Below are 22,922 nucleotides of genomic sequence, written 5' to 3' on the forward strand. Positions count from 1 at the left end.
AAGTACAGGATTGTTCTTATGTGGTTTACCCGAATTAGCGTTAAATATCCTGTTTTCACCATCATGATGATGTTGTGTTTACTGGTACTGGGGCTGGCATCTTGGCAACGCATGGGCGTAGAAGAATTTCCCGATGTCGATTTTCCATTTGTTGTAGTCTATACCTCCTATCCAGGTGCCTCCCCTGAAACCATTGAATCTGAAATTACCAAAAAAATGGAAGACCAGATCAATACCATTTCAGGTTTAAAACAGATTATTTCCCAGTCTAGTGAAGGGCTGTCGACCATTATTGTCGAATTCAATCTGGATATGTCTTCTGCGGTGGCCGCCCAGGATATTCGCGATAAGATTGCTCCTGTTACCGCCCAGTTTCGAGATGAAATTCAGGATCCTGTTGTTGAACGTTATGACCCTACTGCCAATGCGGTGATGTCGATTGTGTTTGAATCAGAGACCATGCCGTTACGAGACTTGAGTTCCTATTTAAGTCAGCAGATTGTCCCGCAACTTCGCACCGTGCCGGGCGTGGGTACAGTCAATTTACTGGGCGATGCACAACGCCAGATTCGTATTGAAGTCAATCCGCAAAAACTGCAAAGCTTTGGTATTGGTGTAGATAAAGTCATCAATACCTTGAAAGGTGAAAATATTGAAGTTCCGGGAGGAACCTTAAAACAGCCCACATCTGAACTGGTGGTGGAAATCAAATCCAAAGTGATTCATCCGCAATCGTTTGGTGACCTGATTATTGCCAATAAAAATGGTGCTCCTATTTTTCTAAAACAGGTGGCAAGCATTGAAGATGGTCAAGCCGATCTGGAATCCAGTGCTTATTTAAATGGTAAAGCTGCGGTCGCGATTGATATTCTGCGTAATTCGGATTCCAATGTAATTGATGTGGTCAATGCCAGCTATAAAGCCCTAGCAAAAATCGAGCAACAGCTACCCGAGGGTACTGTGGCTAAAGTTGCCGTCGATAGCTCCAAAGGCATTCGTGGCAGTATTAAAGATGTTGCACGGACCATTATTGAAGGTGCGGTTCTCGCTGTTCTGATTGTTTTGCTGTTCTTGGGTTCTTTTCGTTCCACTGCCATTACCGGACTGACCTTACCGATTTCCCTGTTGGGGACATTAACCTTTATTTGGGCTTTCGGCTTCACTATTAACATGATGACCTTACTGGCATTATCCCTCAGTATTGGTCTGTTGATTGATGATGCCATTGTAGTGCGGGAAAATATTGTCCGTCATGCCGATATGGGCAAAGATGCTGTAACGGCAGCACTCGATGGCACTAAAGAAATTGGGCTGGCGGTTTTAGCCACGACACTGACCATTGTTGCGGTATTTTTACCAGTTGCATTTATGGGCGGCATTATCGGTAAATTCTTCTATCAATTTGGAGTAACGGTCAGCGCTGCCGTGCTGATTTCAATGTTTGTCAGTTTTACCCTCGATCCCATGCTTTCTGCACACTGGGCTAAAAAACATAATCCAAACAAGAAACCCAGCAGAATAAAGCGCTTCTTTAACTGGATATCCAATAGGCTTGATCATTTAAGCCATTACTATGAAAAACTGTTAAAACTGGCACTACACTTCCGTATTTTAACCCTGATAGTGGCCGCAGCTTCACTTTTTGGTGCATTGGGTTTATCTAAATTGATTGGTACGGAATTTGTTCCTGTTCCAGATAAAAACGAAATTCGAATTAAATTTGAAACGCCTGTAGATGCCTCACTCGAATATTCACAAGCCAAGTTGTTGCAAGTGGAGAATATTATGCGCCAGTATCCAGATGTACGTAATACCTACAGCATTATCAATGGGGTAACGGATCGTGGTAAAAACCATGTCAGCATACGCGTCAAGGTCACGCCTCGTCTGGAGCGTGATAAGACCCTGACCCAACTGAATAATGAGTTTCGCCAGCGCTTGCAAAGTGTAGCGGGTATTACCATTACCTCGGTGGCTTCGGCAGATGAAACGGTTTCGGGAGGGCAAAAACCGATCATGATTTCCATTAAAGGTACCGACCTGAACGAACTGCAAAAAATCTCCGATCGCTTTCTGGCAGAAATTTCCAAAGTCGAAGGTATCGTCGATCTGGAAAGTTCACTTAAAGAACCTAAGCCCACCTTGGCGGTTCATATCAATCGTGTCCTTGCCAGTGATTTAGGTCTTTCTGTCAATCAAATCGCCAGTGTCATTCGTCCCTTAATTGCAGGCGACAACGTTACCACTTGGCAAGATGAAAAAGGCGAAATCTATGATGTTAATCTTCGCCTGACTGAAAACAGACGCACCTTACCGAGCGATATTGAAAATCTTTATCTGAATTCACAAAAAACCGATGCTTCTGGCCAGCCTATTTTAGTGCCTCTAGCCAGTGTGGCAAACTTCGAAGAAAGTTTGGGGGCATCGCAAATTACCCGCCGTGATTTGGCCCGCGAAGTCCTGATAGAAGCCAATACAGCAGGCCGCCCTGCAGGGGATATCGGTCAAGACATTAAAAAAATTCAAGATAACTTTGATTTACCACCCGGTTATAGCTTTGCCACGCAAGGTGCAAATAAAGACATGGCCGAATCGGCAGGTTATGCCTTAACCGCCATTACCCTTTCCATTGTGTTCATCTATATTGTACTGGGTTCACAATTTAACAGCTTCATTCATCCTGCTGCGATTATGGCTTCCCTTCCCCTCTCGCTGATTGGGGTGTTTCTGGCTTTATTCCTGTTTAATTCCACCATGAACCTGTTTTCCATTATTGGCATTATCATGCTGATGGGATTAGTGACCAAAAATGCCATCCTGTTAATTGACTTCATCAAAAAAGCCATGGATCGTGGGGTTGATCGTTATGATGCCATTATAGAAGCGGGTAAAACCCGTCTACGCCCTATTTTAATGACCACCAGTGCCATGGTGATGGGGATGATTCCTCTTGCATTGGGTCTGGGTGAAGGTGGCGAACAAAGTGCACCCATGGCCCATGCCGTGATTGGGGGCGTAATCACCTCCACCCTATTGACTCTGGTTGTGGTTCCTGTGATCTTCACCTACCTGGATGACTTGAAGAATTTTATGACGCGCCAAATCCAAAAAATCATGGCATAATAAACCCACTTGACATGAGGTGACATTCTGAAATGTTCACCTCATTTTTTATCGTATAATCTTATGCTTTAACGCTTAATTATTAGGACAGTTTCCATGCGCGCGAGTCGCTTTTTATTTGCTACGTTAAGAGAAACCCCAAATGATGCTGAAGTGATTTCACATCAGCTCATGTTACGTGCGGGGATGATTCGTAAATTGGCTTCGGGTTTATACACTTGGTTGCCGATGGGCGTACGCGTGCTAAATAAAGTTGAAGCGATTGTCCGTGAAGAAATGAACCGTGCAGGAGCGCTGGAAGTATTCATGCCAGTAACCCAGCCTTCAAGCCTTTGGGAAGAATCCGGCCGCTTTGTGCAATATGGTCCAGAGTTATTACGTTTTAAAGACCGTCATAATAACGATTTTGTGCTTGGCCCTACACACGAAGAAGTGATCACCGATCTTGCACGAAATGAATTGAAAAGCTACAAACAGCTGCCAATCAATTTCTATCAGGTACAAACCAAATTCCGTGATGAAGTCCGTCCACGTTTTGGTGTGATGCGTTCACGTGAATTTATCATGAAAGATGCTTATTCTTTCCATATCGATCAAACTTCACTACAAGAAACCTATGACGTGATGTATGACACGTACTGCCGTATCTTTAGCCGTTTGGGCTTAGACTTCCGTCCAGTACAGGCCGATACTGGCTCAATTGGCGGTTCAGGTTCACATGAATTCCACGTTTTGGCATCAAGTGGCGAAGATGATATCGCCTTCTCTACCGAATCTGATTATGCTGCCAACGTTGAAATGGCTGAAGCAATTCTTGTCGGTGAGCGTGCGGCCGCAACTCAGGAATTAAAACTGGTCGATACACCAGCTCAAAAAACCATTGCCGATGTATCTGCCTTCTTAGGTACCGATGCTGCACAGTCTGTAAAAGCCTTGCTCGTGCAGGGTGTCGCTGAAGAAGGTAAAGCTATTCCAGTAATTGCTTTATTCTTACGTGGCGACCATGAACTGAATGAAATTAAGGCTGAAAAGCATCCGTTAATTGCTGCGCCTTTAACATTCGCAACTGAAGCTCAAATTGCTGAACTTGGCTTAACCACTGGTTTCATTGGTCCACAAGGTCTGGTTGAAAAAGGCATTACCGTGATTGTTGACCGCGCGGCATCTGTGCTTTCTGATTTTGTTGCCGGTGCTAATGAAGCCGATAAACATGCAACAGGTGTCAACTGGGAACGTGATGCAACATTTACTGAAGTTTATGACTTACGTAATGTGGTTGAAGGTGACCCATCTCCAGATGGTAAAGGTACACTGCAAATTAAACGCGGTATTGAAGTTGGTCACATCTTCCAATTGGGTCAAAAATACTCTGAAGCTTTAGGCTGCAAAGTGCTTGGTAAAGACGGCAAACCGACGATTGTAACCATGGGTTGCTACGGTATTGGTGTAACGCGTGTGGTAGCCTCTGCCATTGAACAGAACTTCGATGACAAAGGGATTATCTGGCCTTCTGCAATTGCACCGTTTGAAGTTGCGATTGTTCCAATGAATGCACATAAATCACCACGTACTTTGGAAGCTGCTGAAGCACTTTATGCAGAACTGCAAGCCGCGGGTTATGACGTGATTTTGGATGACCGTGACGAGCGTCCAGGGGTGAAATTCTCTGACCTTGAAATTACCGGGATTCCACACCGTATTGTCATTGGTGAGAAAGGTTTGGATGCAGGGACTTTTGAATATAAAGGTCGCCGTGATGCTGAATCTGTCAATATTTCAAAAGAAGAATTGCTCGCTAAAATTGCAAAGTAATTCATCTTTAAAATAAAAAATCCCGCTAACTGCGGGATTTTTTATATCCTCATTAGCAGAATTTCAGCCCACCAAAGCAGTTCGACTTAAAGTTCTGTCCTTGCAAGGTTAAGTTTTGTAATGGGAAATTAATCATTGCAGGGTTCTTAATTTCACCCACATCAAGTTTTGAATCAGCAATACATCCGAAAACCAAATCCCCACATTCACGCGGCTTAGAGGTTAAGTCGTGATTAATCCCTGCAATCGTTTGTTTAAGCACTTCGTCGGTAATTTTTACATTGGTTGTTGGACTAATACTCCCTAAATCCACTTCATCTTCAATTGCTAACCACCACCCTCGATTGGCAGCAACCGATGCACCTGGCCACAATATTTGCTGTGTCTGTAGTGATAATGAACTTGCATTATTTAAATACAAAGAGTGGATCAAACCTAAATTTTGATTCACGGTAATATCTGTCTGCAAGCCGGTTAAAGAACCGGTAATATCTTTATTAAGTGTTAAATTTAAACCTAATGCTGAAATCTGTGCAGCTAAAGGTCCAGAAAAATCTATTTGATTTACTGTTCCTGTTCCTTTTAGGACTGCTTCTGTCATACGTGTTCCAGATACGATCATCGATGGAATGGTAAAAGGTGCAGTTGTTGAAGATAAGTTAAATGAATAATCATTTGACTTGTAATGCAATTCTAAAGGAATACCAACCAATGTTCCCGTTACAGCACCTTCGATATATTGACCCGTTGCTGCATAATCCATAATTCGAGGATCTGTAATTGCCACCCCAGAAGAAGCCTTGGTTTTCATATAACCACTAAAGGAGTTAATACCATTAGGCGTACTACTGTTTTCTGTTCCTATTGTCATTAAGCCAGCAATTTTTTCAGCACTTAAACGAAAGCCAAGAACCTCACGAGTAGAAGCAGATTTTGGATTTTTAATAGCAAACTCAACAAATGGATTGGTAATAAGGGCTGAGCTTGCCGCACGATCATCAGAAGTATAGTTTGCGCCTTGCAAACCACTTAAAGAAATATTATCAATATCAATATCACATTTGCCAATACCATTCACCCCACCACAACCTAATTGCAGCTTTTTAATATTGGCGTTGATTTCCATTTCAGCTTCCAGGCCCAATTTATAAAATCCCAGATTCGTCTGGTCTACATTTTGTCCTTTAGCATCAATAACGTTATAACCCGCGTTATATTCCATAGACAATAATGCTTGACCACTTACATCAGATAATGAATCATCATCCATAGCAACCATTGCATGACTTAAACTTGGTATTGCAATAGATGAAGTAATCAAACTTGCCAATAATAATTTTTTCATAAAATTCTATCCCTATTCTTTTATTTATTCTCAAACAGGTTAACGTGGAGTAATACCTAAATTACTTCTAATACTTCCCCCTGTAATTGCAATATCTGCCATTTTCTGCATTTGATTCGGCATGGTAGACATCGATAATTCGGTTCTGAATACCTGATTCAAAGATTTGGCCGGATTAATATCCACTTTATTATCAAATACCACAGTATCTTTTTGCATCTTGACTTGTGATTCAAGCGCTAGGACACCTTGCAATTTATTCAAATTAATACTTGAAGTTTTCACAACCGTGTTATTCGCATCAACATCTTCGTTAATCAAACTAAAGTAGCTTCCCAAAATATTGGGGTTCAATTTATCTGTGTCTGATAATGCATTAAATTCAAAGTTAGCACGGAAAGATAAGAAGTTATTTTCTGCATTATCATTCATACCGGGAATAATAAACAAATCACCTTTACCATCCAGTTTAAAGGCAATGGAAGTCAGCACATCATCTTTGCGGGCGAAATTATCAACAGGAACGACACTGCCACATTTAACAGAACCACTGGTACAGTTATAGAGCGAACCAGGTAATTGACCAATCGCCATTTCTGCACTTGCAGCGACAAGCAAATCATCGGCGCTAATGTAGATTCCTTGCTCTTCGTAACCAATCACGCCTTTGGCTTTGACAAATGCATCAATATTACGTAAACTGGCATAGTAATTTACTTCTTCATTGTGCAGCCCTTTTTTTCCATCTATTAAAATTAATGATGTAGTACTCGCTGCACCCGTTTTTGTGTCAATTCCATAACCATCGGTAGTTGCCATTACATTGTAGGCAATTCCTTTTTTAGTCCCACCATCCACTTTTGATGTATATTCTGTGCCTGCAAGCGCAATATTCGCATTCAGATTATAAACAGGGATACCAATTCCCCAGCTACTGGTATCATTGGTAATTTCAGCTAAAGAGTTATCCGCAATAAACCGTGCTTTACGTGCAATCGATTGAAAATCCATACTACGTATAGCGATTAATGCAAAGTCATTACCTTTTTCAAGCGATGATAATTGCTGCGTCTGAACTAAATTGCTCACCCCTAAAGTCTTTTTAATTTTATCGTTAATTAAAAAATCTAAACTTTTTGCTTGTATTGCATTAATATAAATGTCACCAAAATCAATATAGGCATTTTTGGTATTTAAATCTGTGTTAGAACTCGAATTACGAACAGTTAATGGTGATAAATTGGAAAATTCAATAGCATAACTTCCATTACCTGTATGACCAATTTCAAGGGTTGTTGGGGGCTGATTCGTACCTAAAAGTGCATTCCCTTCACGGGTAAAATCGGCAGAAATACCAAAATGCAGCCCGCCTAGCCCTACCGCATCATAACCTGTTAATGTCGCTGTTGAAGTACGGCCAAAATCTGTAATCCCACTTTGATTGGCATTTAAGAAAATTGTGGCATTGGTTACCGCGCCCGATGCCCCCATACGAATTAAATTTCGTTGCTGATTCGGATCACTGCCATAACGCAGGTCAATATTTACCCCTGGGTTGGTTGCCTTGGTTCTTGATGAATGTACGGTATCACGACCAGGCAGTGAATTTGCACTGGCGACAGGATCGCTGTCATCTACTCGTCCCAACATTACAACATGATCCGTGGCACCATTACGACTCTTTGTGGTCAGGACAATCCCTTCATCCATGTAACTGCTTGATGTTCTTTCTTGATAAGAGTTCAGATACATATAGCCATCACCAGAAAAATTGAAGTTAAAATCTTTCAAAGTGAGCTTTTGCCCGTTTAAACCATGACTGATACTGGCATTTTGCAATTGAAAATTAAGGTGTGCCGTTTCATCTCGATTAAATAATCCTGCTTCCGTTTGAAGAAGTAAACGAAGCGGTGAACTAGTTTTGATATCGAGAGAACCCAAACTTTGTTCAGGAATCTGACATTTAGTTGCATCAGTACACAGTAACATGAGGTTGTTAACAGCTAATTCAAATGGAGAAATATTGGCTTCTATGCGAATCCCCGCCCCTCGATCAGTTGTCCCCACATCAAAGTCAAGCGTAGAAATAATCGATTGATTATTGACACCTGACAGGGTCACATCTTTCAGCCCCATCTTCATGGTATCAGGGCGTAGCAATGAATCGTTGGCATTACCTTTCGAAGAAGAATCAACCCAGTTGACAGCATTTATAGTTGCCTTGGAGATCTCATGTGTAATGCTGATACCATCTTGCCCGGTTACTGAGCCAAGATAATCATCAGAAAGTTGCTCAAATGCATGGCTTTGTTGTGCAATCAAAATGCTTACCGTAAGTATTTTTAACTTTGTTATTTTTTTCATTTTTATATCCCTATCTGGCTTTATTCAATTAACAGCGCGCAGTTCCTGCACCTGTACAGTTAAAACTGAATATTTTTAAATTGCCTGACATATGCAAATTGCCATGCATATTTAAGCCCATAAAGCCTTTTTCTGTATTTTTATCAAATGTCGGCACATCTAAGCCTGCAACTATTGTTCCATCAGATTTTTTTTCTGTATAGGTGCTATAAATCATATTATTGGCATACCCTTCAACACCTGCATCACCTGTTTCAACCGCCAAAGTATTAAAACCTAAATTCCTAATTTTAAGTGGCTTATCATCAAAAAAAGAAATTTGTAATGCAGTCTGAGGATTACCGTCACGGTTAATAATGGTCGAACCATCTAATGAAAACTGATCAATTTGTAAGGTGCCTTGAATGCCTTTAAAAACTAACCATTTCTTATTACCCGCAGCATCTTTATGATTATTCGGTGCGATCGCTAAACGGCAAAATACATTATCAGTACAACTATAAGTATAGAATGCCTCTGTTGCCTTACCTGTTGCATCAAAAACTGAAATATTTTTTAGAGATAAATCTTTAGCATAACGATGATTTAACGATAGAGTCCAAGTTAAATCTGCACCACCTTGTCCGGATATATCAGTCATCTCATCATTAGCCATACCTACTAACTGTGCATTTGCAATAGGGGTAAAAGCCAACATAGAAATTGAACAAACCAGGTTCAGGATAGAAGTTTTAATACGTGAATACATAGCCTATTCTCCTATAAACCTGTTGTTTTTATTTTTAGGTGCTGAATGAGTACACCATCAATTGCAACTGAGCCTAAATTTGTCGCCTGGCCATTAATATTTTTAAAGACAACACCGGTTGCATCTGCAGTTTTGTTGGCGTTTAACAAATTACCTGTAGCTGACCGTTCTACCGTACCAATACTGATACTACTATGGGTTGCATTTCGACCTTGATAAGTCGTAGTAATATTATTTGCCGTCGTGGTAATTTCAGTACCACAACTATAAACATTACAGGTTGAACCTTTTAAATAATCAGAAAGTTTCGTGTAGGTCACTCCATCTTTATCGATCATCGCAATATTCTGATTATTTTTATCTTTCAATACAGTTGTTGAGTCTGTATCACTATAATAAGTATAAATTTGTGAATATATTTCTGGCACATTTGGAATACGGGTAATTTCTAAAATAATATTGTTACCTTCAGAACCTAAAATAAAAGGCTGATACATATTCCCTAATACCAGGTTAATATTGGGACTATATAAATACATCCCTTCCACATCATTAAATATAGGAGCTAATGAGCGGTCAATCGCTGGAGTGACGGCGGTACCATCATATAGATCAGGAGTGCTGTCCGGGCCTTTTTTTGCAGCAGTACTCATTCTAATTCCACGAGCATCCAGGTCAGCATCCGTTGCTTTTAGCATGGATGGATCATCATGAGTATTTAGACGTAAAATTGCAGCCATGCCTAAAGTTTGATTGTAATTGGCATTGCTCGTTGCTGGTAATGTTTGGAATAATCGAACTTGTGACCCATTTAAATTCAAGCCATTGGCAATAAACTGGGTTCTCAAACGATAATCTTTATCTAGTCCAGAAGTGGGTGCTCCAGTTAACGGATCCACAGTATTACTTGAATTTAATTGGCGTGAAAAAATATCGCTCCAGAAGCCTAATTTAAAAGTATCACTGGTATCTGTTCCTTTTAGCTTTAAAGGTGCCTCCAATGCAATATAACCGACATTGGCCTTATTGCCTTTTGCAAACTGAATCGTATCCACATTACCTGCACGAATCAGCCATGGATTTGCTGCTGTTCCCCAATTAAAACCTTGATTACTGTACCGGGTACTTAAGGACCCATCACTTTTAGAAAGAGCCAGACCATAAATAAAAACGTCTGCTTTGGTTCTTAAACTTCCTACTGTAGCTTGAGCTGCTGCCAATTTTGCCAATCGAATGGCTTCAGCTTCAACCTCAGCAAGTGCAGTATTACTTGCTGTAGTGGCTACGCTTTTCGCATATTCAGCAGCTTGTTGATTAAGTACTGCTTGGGTTTTAGCTTCCAGTTGATTCGCAACAGTGGTGTCGATCGTATTTTGCCTGGTTACACTTTGTGAATAGGTAGTTGTAGGTATACTTTCAGTTGAACGATTGCCATAAAGCAATTCAATCATTTCTAATGTATTTTTTGTAGCATATTGTTGGGATTTGTCTTTTAACCATAATGTCGATTCGGCAGACCCCGGTTCAGTTGTACCATCATCTTTTACACTTAATGGCCACAAATTCCCATCATAATAATCATCATAACGTTGTTGATAATATTGCTTCATCAAAGGAGAGTCGACGTAACTTTGTACCACATTCCCCCGATATTCTGCTGTATAGTTATTCTTTACAGTTGTGTTAACAGTCGTATAATTATTTGTTCTATAAGTATTATAAGCAGATTGATAAGTATTTTCGTAAACACCATTATAATTAGCAGCCTTCCCGCTTAAGTAAGCATCCGTATAAGCTTTATTATAAATTTTAGTATAAGCACGCTGACCAAGCAGCTCATAATTTTCACCGGTCGGAATAATTCGGATAAAGCCCGTATCATACTGTCCCGGATCGGCAATTCCTTTGCCATAACTTGAAGCTTGTGAAATTTCGTTTGGACCTTGAAAGACCATCTTAAAATTTTCAAGGGCTAAAGCAACGCCTTCACCTGTAGTTTCAGAAAGATGATCATCTGACAAGGATTCAAGCGCATAAACTGATGGGCTAAGTAAAGCTGCGAGCATGCTCGCCAAACAAGATTTTTTAAATCTTGTATTATTCCAACTCTGAGTCATCACGACCTTCCTTTTTATCAGATGCTCCGCATCATTATTTTTTAATTCGTCCTATGCTTGGTATGTCGAATTTTTATTTATTTGTCATGACGACAATGTTCTGACCAAGTCTGTTCAACTTTTTATTATGCTGAATATTATTGCAATTGCAAAAAAAACTAGGCGAATAAACACAGTTTCCGATGAATGAAGCAAGCAAAAAATAAGCGGACCAAAATGATCCGCTTATTCAATTATTTGTAATATTTATGCTTTTGGCAAAGTCACACCGGTTTGTCCTTGATACTTACCACCCCGGTCTTTATATGAAGTTTCACATACTTCATCAGATTCAAAGAACAACATTTGCGCAACGCCTTCACCTGCATAAATACGTGCTGGCAAGTTGGTGGTATTTGAAAATTCCAGTGTCACATGTCCTTCCCACTCTGGTTCAAGTGGAGTGACATTCACAATAATACCGCAGCGTGCATAAGTCGATTTACCAAGACATACAGTCAAAACATTACGCGGAATACGGAAATACTCTACAGTACGAGCCAAAGCAAATGAATTGGGCGGAATAATACAGACATCGGATTCAATGTCGATAAAGCTTTTATCATCAAAGTTTTTTGGATCGACAATTGCTGAATGAACATTGGTAAATACTTTAAATTCGCGTGCACAACGAACATCATAACCATAGCTTGAAACACCATAAGAAATGAGTTTTTCACCAGTTTCATCATAACGTACCTGGTTTTCCGCATACGGTTCAATCATGCCGTGTTTTTCGCTCATTTCGCGAATCCAACGATCAGACTTAATTGCCATTATTTCAATCCAAAAATAGTTAATTCGATTATTGCGCTGTACTTTAACTGAAATTGGCTACAATGAAAATAATGATCAGGCGATGAGGTGTTTTTTTACAAAATGTATATTTTCATCGCCGTAATTTCAAGACTTAAAAGTTTAAAGACTCAAAATAGCAGAATAACTTAATGGAATTGAAAAACTGATTAAGATGATAGAAGCAGTCTTTTGCAAATTGGATTGATTTAACCAGCGTACTTTATTAGAAGCCAGAATTGATCCAATAAATGTCCAGAACAAGGCAATCGGGACAATGAGAACCAGAAACATTGCAATATGCGCAGCATAATTATTCACACTGAGCCATGCCGTACTTGGAAAAACAGCCGAAGCAAATAGTAAGGCTTTAGGATTGAGTAAAGTTGCACAGAACAATTCGCGGGCACGGATGGTCGGCAGATTAAAACTTGCTTCAATATCGGCAGTTTTCCAAAGTTTAATGGCGAGGAAAATAATATAGAATGCACTCAGTAGCTTTAACAAGGTCGGAAGCATGGGAAATTTAGCTGAAACGCTACCAATGATCATGCCCCAAAGCGTAATTGCAATTAAATAACCAATCGCTTCAGCAGGAATCAATCGTAATGATTTACGTACACCGACCTGAATGCCGGAAGATGCAAGCAAGGTATTTGTTGGACCAGGCGTCAATAAAATGCTAATGACTAAACCAATGAATAACCATGAAATCATATGCGATCTCTCTATAGAGTGCACGAAGAGTAAATCAGTTTATTGTACTTGGCAAATCAGAAATTTTACATCTTTTAAAATTGCCCAATCTGTTTTATTAATTTATTAAATTTCAATAAATTAAAGTTATTTTTGTAGTTTAACTCCTGAGTCATTTGTTAAAAAAAATTTCAACAAATACTATTTTAAGGTTGATCATTTATATTTATCTGGCTTGATCTGTCTCTGAGGGATCGATTCAGGCACAATACATCATCATTTAAGCGGCCTATTTTTATGGCAAAACAGTTCTTTCAGTCCTGGCTTCCCTCACCGCAAAAAGTTGCAGGGATGAAAGTAATGAAAATTTTTGGTGAGCGTACCTTAAATCCTTTACTTTGGTATGTGAACAGAAAGTCCATTTCAAAAGCTGTTTTTATTGGCACGTTTTGGGGCATGCTACCTTTACCATTTCACAGTATTTTGATTGTATTGACGGTATTGCTATTTGAAGTCAATTTACCTGTGAGCTTATGTCTTGCCTGGCTGACCAATCCTTTTACCCTGGTTCCAATTCTGTATCTGGGGTTCTGGTTAGGCAGCAAAATTTTCCAGGTCAATATGATTGATCAGGATATGATGCTGGGGGTGTTGCATCAGATCAGCCACGCTATCACCCACTTTGGGCATGGACACATCGACTTGAGTCTGGCGAAAATTTTATTATTCGGGTTGGTACTAGAGGCTTTCATCTTTGCAATTGTATTCTTCGTGATTACCCGATTATTGTGGCGATGGAATATTATTCAGCACCATAAACGGCGCCGATATTTTCAATAATCATTGCATCTTTTAACTATATTTCACTATTTAGCCTATTCATATTCGCTTTAACAATAAAATAAACTTCTGTCTAATTGTTGATCCCCCGATTTATTTCCTCCCATCAAGAGAAAATTAAAGGAATTAAAGCCCAAACAACATTGGGCTTTTCGAAAATATTGCTTTAATCAGACAGTAAATTTAAAAAATTCTATTGTGTGGTTTTTCTACTTTCGGCAATTGATCGGCAATTTTTTGCGCAATCGCCATATAACTTTCAGCTGCATCATCCCCCACGAGTACAGAAGGTTTACCAGCATCGGCATTTTCACGGATTTGCACATTGAGCGGTAAACGCCCGAGTAAGGGAATATGGTATTGTTCAGCCAATTTGTCACCTCCACCTGTACCAAAAATCTGTTCCTCATAACCACAATTAGAGCAGATATGGGTCGACATATTTTCCACTACACCAATTACCGGAATCTGGACCTTATTAAACAGTTCAATGCCTTTGGTTGCATCCAGTAAGGCAACATTTTGCGGGGTGGTGACAATCACTGCCCCGGTCACCGGAATACGCTGCGCCAAAGTTAATTGAATATCCCCTGTCCCTGGTGGCATATCAATCATCAATACATCCAGGTCTGGCCACAAAGTCTGATTAAATAATTGCATTAAAGCGCCAGTCGCTTTGGGACCACGCCAGGCAACCGGGGTATTGTTATCTCCGGTTAGATGTCCAATCGAGAGTACTGCCATACCGTAGGCATCCAGCGGAACAAAGTTTTCTGCTTCAATCATGGGCGTACGTCCGGCATTGCCCAGCATGGTTGGAATACTCGGCCCATAGATATCTGCATCCAGAACACCGACTTTTAAGCCAAGTTTCTGTAAAGCCAATGCAAGATTGACGGTGGTGGTCGATTTGCCCACTCCCCCTTTACCTGATGAAACCAGGATCACATTTTGAATGCGTGGATGCTTGGGCACATCTCTTTGCTGCGGTGCCGGTTTCTGGATTGGTGGGTTATTCGGATCTTCTGCAGCTTTGCTTTCAGCTGGAGCAGTTTGTCCGGCAGCATCTACCACAGGGGGAAGTTTTTGCGCTGAAGCTGCCGTTGAAGCCTGTGCATCACTTGCACAGCTATGCCCCTGTTTGCCATGCTCAGGATTAGAACAGCTTTCATCCTGTTTATGCTTTTGTTGAATAACATGCATATTCAGTTCCCGGATGCCGCATTTTTCCAGTGCATCGGCCAAATCATCATGAATTTGTTGTAAATGATCAGCTTCTTCAGGATAAGTATGAAGAGTGATTTGTAATACCTGACCTTCTACATTGACCTGAGTAATCCGGTCTTTCAGGGCATGCTTGGAATTGGGCAAGATATAGCCCTGTAACACATTCTGGATTTCTTCCTCCTTCACCTCTTGCGCGGGTGAAAACACAGATTTAAGCGAAGAAAGCCACGACATAAGTTTACTCCAAGTACGGACATACAGCTGAATAGTATAGTTTAGCTTTAAATGCCTCGAAGGTTAAGCATAGTTCTCTATAGCTTGATGAATGTATGAATAAATCCAAATGAATCGATAGCTTGGACTATTCCATATTGTACTTTTATTTATTCAAAACCCTTTTTTAATTCATTTATATAGCAAACCCATACCACGATAAAACTACTTTAGATCGGATTAATTTATCCAACATCCAGCCTTATTTCTGTTAATAATTCTGCTACAGACATGCTGCTATTTTGTTCTTTATATTGGTAAGTTATTTTTAATGTAATTTTATTTTGGGGGAAAAATGTTATTTAACTCTTTAATTTCACTTATATTTTTATCAGCCATAACATTCACTCATGCTGCAAATGAAACATCATCCATCCACACGCCTTCTGGTCAGTCCATCAGTTTAGGAGATTCTTATACTGACATGCAAAACCGTATGTCTTTATCCCCCAACTCCATGAGCACACATGAAATCAAAGAAGGAAAAAACCTTTATCTGGCCATGGACTATACCTATACAGTTGAAAATATGCTTTACACCATTACCATCGTGAACGATCGGGTGAAAAAAATTGAATGGCTGAATACCGATCAGGACATTAATAAAGATCAAATTACAAAAGAATGATGCAAAATCATTCATAGAAATGGCGACACTGGATAGTCCTTAGCGGTAAAATAACTTTAAAAACAAGCAAATCCAAGTCGCGTCATTTTTTAATTTGTACAGGTCTTGGTGGCTATATTCTTTAGCTCTTCCAATTGACTACAGGTATAGGTGTTAAGTTCATTACATCTAATCGCAGCGGCATGTTGCAGTTCTGAATAGGATTTAAATTGCAGCGGCATACTCAGCAAACCGCTGCAATACAAGATAAAGTGTTTATCTCCAAAGATAATCTGCGTTTAAAGAATCATGACTACGACAGCGCACAATGACCTTCATTTCCCTTTATTTAACCGGAATCATCAAGTGCTGATAAGGCGTTCCGGGCCACATGACGTAAGGTACGGTAGTATCTGGCTGGGCATTTTGGGGATACATGTCATAAAAACCAGGTTCGGCACCGACAATCATGACGTGAGGACCCGTCTTGATCCAGTGGTTACCTTTGGTGGGTTTTTGGGCATATGGGTCGGTATTACTGGCATCGGTTCCACCCGCTAACATATACATAAAGCCAATTTTACCTACATTTGGCGATTTGTGTCCCATCCAGGCTTCTGCCCATTCTAAGGCTGCCTGATCCATGCACATTGGATCTGGACCGGGGGTAGTCGGATTATCAGGCATACAGGTAAAACCATTATTGCCTTTGCGCAAAGTGTGCATCTTGCCACCTTTGCCTATAACCACAATGGTGGCTGCTGCGCTGACTTTTTTCGGTGCTGCGCTCATGGCGCTGGCGATAGCCTTCTGGTCAGCTGCGGAGGTACTGCCCGGTTTTCCATCTGTGGTCTCCGCTGCAAGTATGGCTGGTGTGGATAGAACTATCCATCCGCTCATCATTAATATTTTAGCGATGTTCATGGTCTTGTTCTCCCAATAGGAGGTTATGTTTGTGACCCCTCACTCAAGTTATAAGATCCAATATTCGCCTTATAACAAAAATAGCTAAAATGGAGAAAAGCATCATTATTGTTTTATGGATTATTTTTAACCACATTTAGTTATTCCATCAATATGATGTACCGCAATGCACAGATTTCATAACAAATGAAATCACTAGGACACAATAATTTACCAATATAGAAACCATGCCACTCACGGTATCCTGAACATAAAACGATCTTATTTGGACTGTCCCCAATATTGTGGAAAAATATTGTCTATTCTCTTTTTGAATAGGGAAAGAACATGATAAGTGATCATCACTTCAGATGTAGTGACAGCTTAAATTTTTCATTAAAAACGCAGCTTCAGCTGCTTTAACCTGTGCTAAAAATTATAGAAGGCTTTAATTTTGCAGCTTCTAATCAGGCAACTGATAAAAATTCTCGAACAAGAGTTTTCTAATAAAAGTTTTTTAATATTTGATTTGGTTTTTTAAATATGGTTCTTTTCAACATGTTTTGAGTTGCCCCATCTAAGCAAGCGGCCACAACTTGAAGGAATTGCCAGCTCCTGCCCACATCTCAAGCACGAAATGCGGCTTCTATTACAGAAATGTCAATTTTTTTCATGGTCATCATGGCATCAAATGCACGTTTGGCAGCCGCACGGTCAGGACTGGTATAAGCTTTCGTTAGGACGATTGGGGTAATCTGCCAAGAGATTCCCCATTTATCTTTACACCAACCACATTCGCTTTCCTGACCACCATTTCCGACAATCGCATTCCAGTAGCGATCCGTTTCATCCTGATCCTCGGTCGCCACCTGAAATGAGAACGCTTCGTTGTGTTTAAATGCTGATCCGCCATTCAGTCCGATGCAGGCAACGCCTAGCACGGTAAACTCCACAGTTAAAATATCCCCTGCTTTCCCTGATGGATAATTTCCAGGTGCACAATGTACTGCACCGATCGATGAATCAGGAAAGGTCTCAGCATAAAATCTTGCAGCGCCTTCAGCGTCATTATCGTACCAAAGGCATATGCTATTCTTTGCAATATTCATCATTTCACCTCTTTATAGAGACTAGAGTTGATGTGATTCGTCATCACTGTCCAATATGTCCAATATCGGTCTAAATATGCTATTCAACACTTTTTCTATATTTAAGCAAAAAATGGAATAGGCCTATTTCATAATTGTATTTTTATTAATCTAAACGTATTTTTTAGTGAGCAAAACTACTAATTTTTCATAGGATTTAATGAATGATGATAAAAAATTATGAGATAGGTTTGTGGTATTCCTCTATCACTAAAATATTTTCATTTTGATAATTAACGATAATTCATGGGAGTCTGAGAGACGATCATTTTTAGGGGGATTACCGATAATTAAATGATTACTACTTTCATTAAATGCTGATTTAGAGTTAAACATAATTTTCACAATATTTTTGGCGTCTAAATCCCTATTTTTATTCATGAAAACCGTATTAGACTTAAGTAGCAAAAGATAGAGGATATTCGTCAGGAATTGATTAATGTGGGCTTTTTGATAGTTTTTTTTGATGCTGCCATGGTTAGAAAAATAGCTAAAGTTGCTGAATTTGAACGATGGTTGATGATTTAAAAATAAACGATTTATCAAAAGAAATAAAAAACGAGCCTCTGTACTCCTCCGGAGTTCCTTCATATTCACCTAAAGGATAAATTAGCTTTATATCCATGACTGAAGCACACGTTCATCCATACTCAAAGACACAATATAGCCCAGCAAAATGGTACATTCTCAGCTCACCCCGATCGAGATAATAAAGGTTAGACAGGATATTCTTGACCTTTTGTACAATATTGTGCCGAATGCCCTAAGCTTTTAGTAAAGTCAAAAACCGCGTTGTGCAGGGTCAAGTACCCATTTAAGGAAAATACATTTTCCTCAGCAAACTCCTCTTTAGGTTTGATACATTATGGCTTTTCACATCAATGCCTTATTCCTCATCTTTGATTTATTGACTAAGAGAAGTTCACCTCTTCAGCAACGCTCATAAAGTAATGGAGGCACCATAGTTTTATATAACCGACTCGCCGAGTAATAAAAAATCTTACACCTAACACCTAAAAAAATATGCCCACCTTAAATATAAGTATTTTAGTAGGAATTACTACTTTAATTATAATTGTAAATACAAAAATTAAAATAAAATAACACATCCAAAATATGAGTAATTTAGTAGGAATTATTCCTAAAAAACAATGAAAAAACATATCAATAAAAATAGATAATATTAAATTAAATACTTGTAAATAAACAATAAAAAATTGAAAAACAATATTCTAGTTAAATAATATTAATTAAATTAAAAAAACACACTTTAAATACTATCAATTTAGTAGGAATTACTAAAAAAAATACGTTCATTAAATTAAAAAACAGATTATAATCACGAGCAATTTAATAGGAATTATTACCACAATAATAATCCATTAAATATATTAATTAAAATAAATAAAATATTTCCTAAAATACACCCGAAAATTTCATCATCGTTGAAAAGTTAAGTCTATTACTTTGTGCCAAGATTGGTCGCAGGAGCTTTTCATGAGTGGAAAAATTGATGTGCGCGAAATCGACGCTTTAGTCGATGCACAAAATGGACGTATTACTCCATCTATTTATACAGATCCAGATTTATACGAATTAGAACTTGAACGCGTGTTTGGTCGTACATGGTTATTCCTTTGCCATGAAAGCCAGATTCCTAAAGCCGGTGACTTTTTTAACACCTACATGGGTGAAGATCCGATTATTGTGGCACGCCAAAAAGACGGTTCAGTTAAAGCATTCTTAAACCAATGTCGTCACCGTGCTATGCGCGTAAGCTTCGCAGACTGTGGTAATACCCGTGCGTTCACTTGCCCATACCACGGCTGGTCATACGGTATTGACGGTTCTTTAAAAGACATTCCGCTTGAAGAGCGTGCTTACCCACAAGGGGCTTGCAAAAAAGAATGGGGATTACTTGAAGTAACCCGTGTTAAATCCTACAAAGGCCTGGTATTTGGCTGCTGGGATGAAACAACGCCTGACCTAGAAGAATACATGGGCGATATGGCTTGGTATTTAGATGGTGTTCTAGATCGTCGCCCTGGTGGTACAGTGATTGTTGGTGGTGTACACAAGTGGGAAATCGAGTGTAACTGGAAATTTGCTGCTGAACAGTTCGCATCTGACCAATACCACGCATTGTTCTCTCATGCATCTGCAGTACAGGTGCTTGGTGCAAAACCGGACGATGATGCGTCTAAACACCTTGGTGCAGCACAAACGGCCCGTCCAGTGTGGGAAACAGCGAAAGACGCGATCCAATTCGGTTCACGTGGCCATGGTTCAGGCTTCTTCTTCACCGAAAAACCAGATGCAAACGTTTGGGTAGATGGTGAAGTAGCAAACTATTTCCGTGAAACTTATGAAGAAGTAAAAGAACGTTTAGGTGAAACCCGTGCACTGCGTCTAGCAGGTCACAACACCATGTTCCCGACACTGTCTTGGTTGAACGGTACTGCAACACTTCGTGTATGGCACCCACGTGGTCCAAACAAAACTGAAGTTTGGGCATTCTGTATCTGTGATGCTGATGCACCACAAGACGTGAAAGATGCATTTGAACGTTCTGCAACCCGTGCTTTCGGTCCTGCTGGTTTCCTTGAGCAAGATGACTCTGAAAACTGGGTAGAAATTCAAAAAGTATTACGTGGTTATAAAGCTCGTCAAAACAAACTGATCGTTGAGATGGGTAAAGGCAGCGAAAAAGTACGTGAAGATGGTGTCCCTGGTATCACCAGCTATATTTTCTCTGAAACAGCAGCACGTGGTTTTTATCGTCGTTGGGCAGACCTGCTGATTCATAAAGAATGGGAAGATGTTGAGAAAGCAACTGAAGCATATGAGAAGGAGCTTGTGAAATGAGTCAAGTAAGTATGGAACTTCATTATGAAATCAGTCAGTTCCTCTATCGTGAAGCAAAATTGCTGGATGACTGGAAATTCCGCGAATGGCTGGATGTTATGGCAGACGACGTTTCTTACGTCCTGCGTACCACGCCAAACGCGCAAACCCGTGACCGACGCCGTTCAGTTGAGCCACCAACAACTTGGGTGTTCAATGACAACAAACATCTGTTGGAACGCCGTGTAGCGCGTCTGGAAACGGGTATGGCTTGGGCTGAAGAGCCTCCATCACGTACCACTCACATGGTGAGCAACGTGATTGTTGAACCAACTGAAGTTGCAGGCGAATACGATGTATACGTGACTTATCTACTCTACCGTTCTCAAAAAGAGAAAGATATTACGATTTACTGTGGTAAACGTCACGACAAGATCCGTAAAGTTGAAGGTGGTTTAGGCTGGCAAATTTTTGACCGCAAAATCACCCTAGACCAAGTGACCTATACCTCACATAACCTGAGTGTGTTCTTCTGATGAATACGATTTTTGTTTGTCAAGTTGCAGTCTAGATATCCGTAGTTTACGTCAGCTGTATGCTAGATGCTTTGATGAATAAAAATCTAGTCTGATCAAAACGGACTTATCGGCAGCCTGTTCTTAGGCTGCCTTCCTTTTAAGGAGCCTGTTATGGCTATTAAACTTATTTGTGCATCTCATAGCCCTTTAATGGAATTTGCTTCACCTCAGGAAAAATGCAAAGAACAGGTTGTTCGTGATGCCTTTGCCAAACTGGCAGTTGAAGTAAAAGCTTATGACCCTACCCTGATCATTACTTTTGGTCCTGACCATTTTAATGGTTTCTTCTATGACCTGATGCCAAGCTTCTGTGTCGGTGTTCGTGCCAAGGCTGCAGGTGACTGGGACTATGGTAAAGATAATGACCACCTGAATGTACCTCAAGACAAGGCACTGGCTTTGGTTCGCAGTGTACTGGATGAAGGTGTGGATGTTGCATATTCTTATCGCATGCAAGCCGACCATGGGGTAACCCAGCCTTTACATTTCCTCTGTGAAGGTCAGCTTGACCGTTATCCAACAATTCCGGTTTTTATTAATGGCGCTGCAGCACCCATGCCCACCACCAAGCGTACCATCGCTTTAGGCCGTGCTGTAGGTCAGTTTATCAAATCTTTAAACCTTGAAAATGAACGTGTACTTGTACTGGGTACGGGTGGCCTTTCACACGATCCACCGACTCCGCAAATGGGTTCTGTGCCACCAGAAGTGGAAGAGTTCCTGATTGCGGGCCGTAACCCGACACCTGAAGCACGTAATGCCCGTCAGGCGAATGTGATTTCTGTCGGTCAGCGTCTGGCTGCAGGCGACAAGAGCATTTCTGTGCCTCTAAATCCTGAGTGGGATCTGGCATTACTTGAAAAATTCAAAAATGCAGATTTCGCTGCACTGGAAGCCATGACTGAAGCTGAAATCCGCCGTGACGGTGGCCGTGGTGGTCAGGAAGTTCGTGCCTGGATGGCTGCATTTGCTGCCTTGAGCGAACTGGGCGAATACGACATGACAACACATTGCTATGAAGAAATCAGTGAGTGGATTGCGGGCTTCGGCATCGTATCTGCTGAGTTAAAAGCTTAATGACATGAGCAACATCGAAACCATCCGTGGCAATAGTGTAAATAAAATCAACGCTGAAGCGCATACGGTTGAACTTCAAAATGGTGACGGTGTTGCTTATCACAAGCTGTTGCTTGTAACGGCTGGTATAGGATGTCACTTGGTAAGCTAAGGATACGTTGAGTAAACATATTTATACTCTGCTTAATCTGGAAGAATCACCGGCACTGGTTCCCATAGTGCAGCCAGGCCGCCCAAACTTTTCAATTTGCCGAAAAAGTTGCCTGAAGGCGAAGGTATTGATTGGAATGTTGGGATTGTAGATGCCACAAAAATTCTAATCTAAAGGTCTAAAATAGAAGAAAAACTATAGTGACCAGAAAAAAATGCATTTTCAAACAACTAAA

General features: G+C 40.3%; 16 protein-coding genes and 1 pseudogene. 8 read left to right on the plus strand and 9 right to left on the minus strand.

Going from position 1 to position 22,922, the window contains the following annotated elements; all coding sequences use genetic code 11:
* Positions 1 to 18: 18 nt before the first annotated feature.
* Positions 19 to 3,123, plus strand: coding sequence for an efflux RND transporter permease subunit (locus GTU69_RS02500; protein ID WP_166167660.1), 3,105 nt, complete (start codon positions 19 to 21; stop codon positions 3,121 to 3,123).
* Between the two features lie 96 nt (positions 3,124 to 3,219).
* Entirely contained in the window at positions 3,220 to 4,935 is a 1,716-nt protein-coding gene (locus GTU69_RS02505; protein WP_166167663.1) for a proline--tRNA ligase, read from the plus strand.
* 52 nt (positions 4,936 to 4,987) lie between these two features.
* Here the strand turns inward: GTU69_RS02505 and GTU69_RS02510 are convergent, their stop codons facing one another.
* The 6 genes from GTU69_RS02510 to GTU69_RS02535 form a co-directional block, all read right to left on the minus strand.
* Entirely contained in the window at positions 4,988 to 6,280 is a 1,293-nt protein-coding gene (locus tag GTU69_RS02510; RefSeq protein ID WP_086195992.1) for a DUF6160 family protein, read from the minus strand.
* 39 nt (positions 6,281 to 6,319) lie between these two features.
* Positions 6,320 to 8,644: a DUF6160 family protein gene (locus GTU69_RS02515; protein WP_166167666.1), complete on the minus strand. Its 2,325-nt coding sequence runs from the start codon at positions 8,642 to 8,644 to the stop codon at positions 6,320 to 6,322.
* 28 nt (positions 8,645 to 8,672) lie between these two features.
* The gene (locus tag GTU69_RS02520) at positions 8,673 to 9,341 is read right to left on the minus strand and encodes a hypothetical protein (RefSeq protein WP_166167855.1); all 669 of its coding nucleotides are present in this window, start codon (positions 9,339 to 9,341) and stop codon (positions 8,673 to 8,675) included.
* A gap of 62 nt (positions 9,342 to 9,403) precedes the next feature.
* Entirely contained in the window at positions 9,404 to 11,509 is a 2,106-nt protein-coding gene (locus GTU69_RS02525; RefSeq protein ID WP_166167669.1) for a hypothetical protein, read from the minus strand.
* 246 nt (positions 11,510 to 11,755) lie between these two features.
* Positions 11,756 to 12,325, minus strand: coding sequence for a dCTP deaminase (gene dcd, locus GTU69_RS02530; protein ID WP_086174816.1), 570 nt, complete (start codon positions 12,323 to 12,325; stop codon positions 11,756 to 11,758).
* 141 nt (positions 12,326 to 12,466) lie between these two features.
* Positions 12,467 to 13,060, minus strand: a complete 594-nt coding sequence (locus tag GTU69_RS02535; protein WP_086195995.1) for a LysE family transporter — start codon at positions 13,058 to 13,060, stop codon at positions 12,467 to 12,469.
* A gap of 276 nt (positions 13,061 to 13,336) precedes the next feature.
* Between GTU69_RS02535 and GTU69_RS02540 the strand changes: the two genes are divergently transcribed.
* The gene (locus GTU69_RS02540) at positions 13,337 to 13,879 is read left to right on the plus strand and encodes a DUF2062 domain-containing protein (protein ID WP_086195996.1); all 543 of its coding nucleotides are present in this window, start codon (positions 13,337 to 13,339) and stop codon (positions 13,877 to 13,879) included.
* A 183-nt stretch (positions 13,880 to 14,062) separates the two neighbouring features.
* Here GTU69_RS02540 and apbC read toward each other — a convergent pair whose 3' ends face one another.
* Complete coding sequence (gene apbC / locus GTU69_RS02545) at positions 14,063 to 15,340, minus strand: iron-sulfur cluster carrier protein ApbC (RefSeq protein ID WP_086195997.1); 1,278 nt, start codon at positions 15,338 to 15,340, stop codon at positions 14,063 to 14,065.
* A gap of 334 nt (positions 15,341 to 15,674) precedes the next feature.
* Here apbC and GTU69_RS02550 point away from each other — a divergent pair, with 334 nt between their 5' ends.
* Positions 15,675 to 16,007: a hypothetical protein gene (locus GTU69_RS02550; RefSeq protein ID WP_166167672.1), complete on the plus strand. Its 333-nt coding sequence runs from the start codon at positions 15,675 to 15,677 to the stop codon at positions 16,005 to 16,007.
* A 324-nt stretch (positions 16,008 to 16,331) separates the two neighbouring features.
* Here GTU69_RS02550 and GTU69_RS02555 read toward each other — a convergent pair whose 3' ends face one another.
* Both GTU69_RS02555 and GTU69_RS02560 read right to left on the minus strand, forming a co-directional pair.
* Positions 16,332 to 16,910: a hypothetical protein gene (locus tag GTU69_RS02555; RefSeq protein ID WP_166167675.1), complete on the minus strand. Its 579-nt coding sequence runs from the start codon at positions 16,908 to 16,910 to the stop codon at positions 16,332 to 16,334.
* A gap of 605 nt (positions 16,911 to 17,515) precedes the next feature.
* Positions 17,516 to 17,998 (minus strand): VOC family protein, encoded by a 483-nt coding sequence (locus tag GTU69_RS02560; RefSeq protein ID WP_200223048.1) that lies wholly within the window; start codon positions 17,996 to 17,998, stop codon positions 17,516 to 17,518.
* Between the two features lie 1,536 nt (positions 17,999 to 19,534).
* On the opposite strand from GTU69_RS02560, the gene hcaE reads away from it, so the two are divergent.
* From hcaE to GTU69_RS17370, 4 genes and pseudogenes are all read left to right on the plus strand, one after another.
* Complete coding sequence (gene hcaE, locus GTU69_RS02565) at positions 19,535 to 20,902, plus strand: 3-phenylpropionate/cinnamic acid dioxygenase subunit alpha (RefSeq protein ID WP_166167679.1); 1,368 nt, start codon at positions 19,535 to 19,537, stop codon at positions 20,900 to 20,902.
* A complete protein-coding gene (gene hcaF / locus GTU69_RS02570; RefSeq protein ID WP_166167681.1) occupies positions 20,899 to 21,417 on the plus strand; it encodes a 3-phenylpropionate/cinnamic acid dioxygenase subunit beta in 519 nt (172 codons plus the stop codon). The genes hcaE and hcaF overlap by 4 nt, the downstream gene beginning before the upstream one ends.
* A gap of 153 nt (positions 21,418 to 21,570) precedes the next feature.
* Positions 21,571 to 22,536: a 3-carboxyethylcatechol 2,3-dioxygenase gene (locus tag GTU69_RS02575; RefSeq protein WP_166167683.1), complete on the plus strand. Its 966-nt coding sequence runs from the start codon at positions 21,571 to 21,573 to the stop codon at positions 22,534 to 22,536.
* Positions 22,529 to 22,769, plus strand: a pseudogene (locus GTU69_RS17370) (FAD-dependent oxidoreductase); the annotation flags it as partial. The gene GTU69_RS02575 and the pseudogene GTU69_RS17370, both read left to right, overlap by 8 nt.
* Between the last annotated feature and the right edge of the window lie 153 nt (positions 22,770 to 22,922).

Origin of the sequence: Acinetobacter sp. SA01 (assembly GCF_011319235.1) — a bacterium.
Lineage (GTDB): Bacteria > Pseudomonadota > Gammaproteobacteria > Pseudomonadales > Moraxellaceae > Acinetobacter.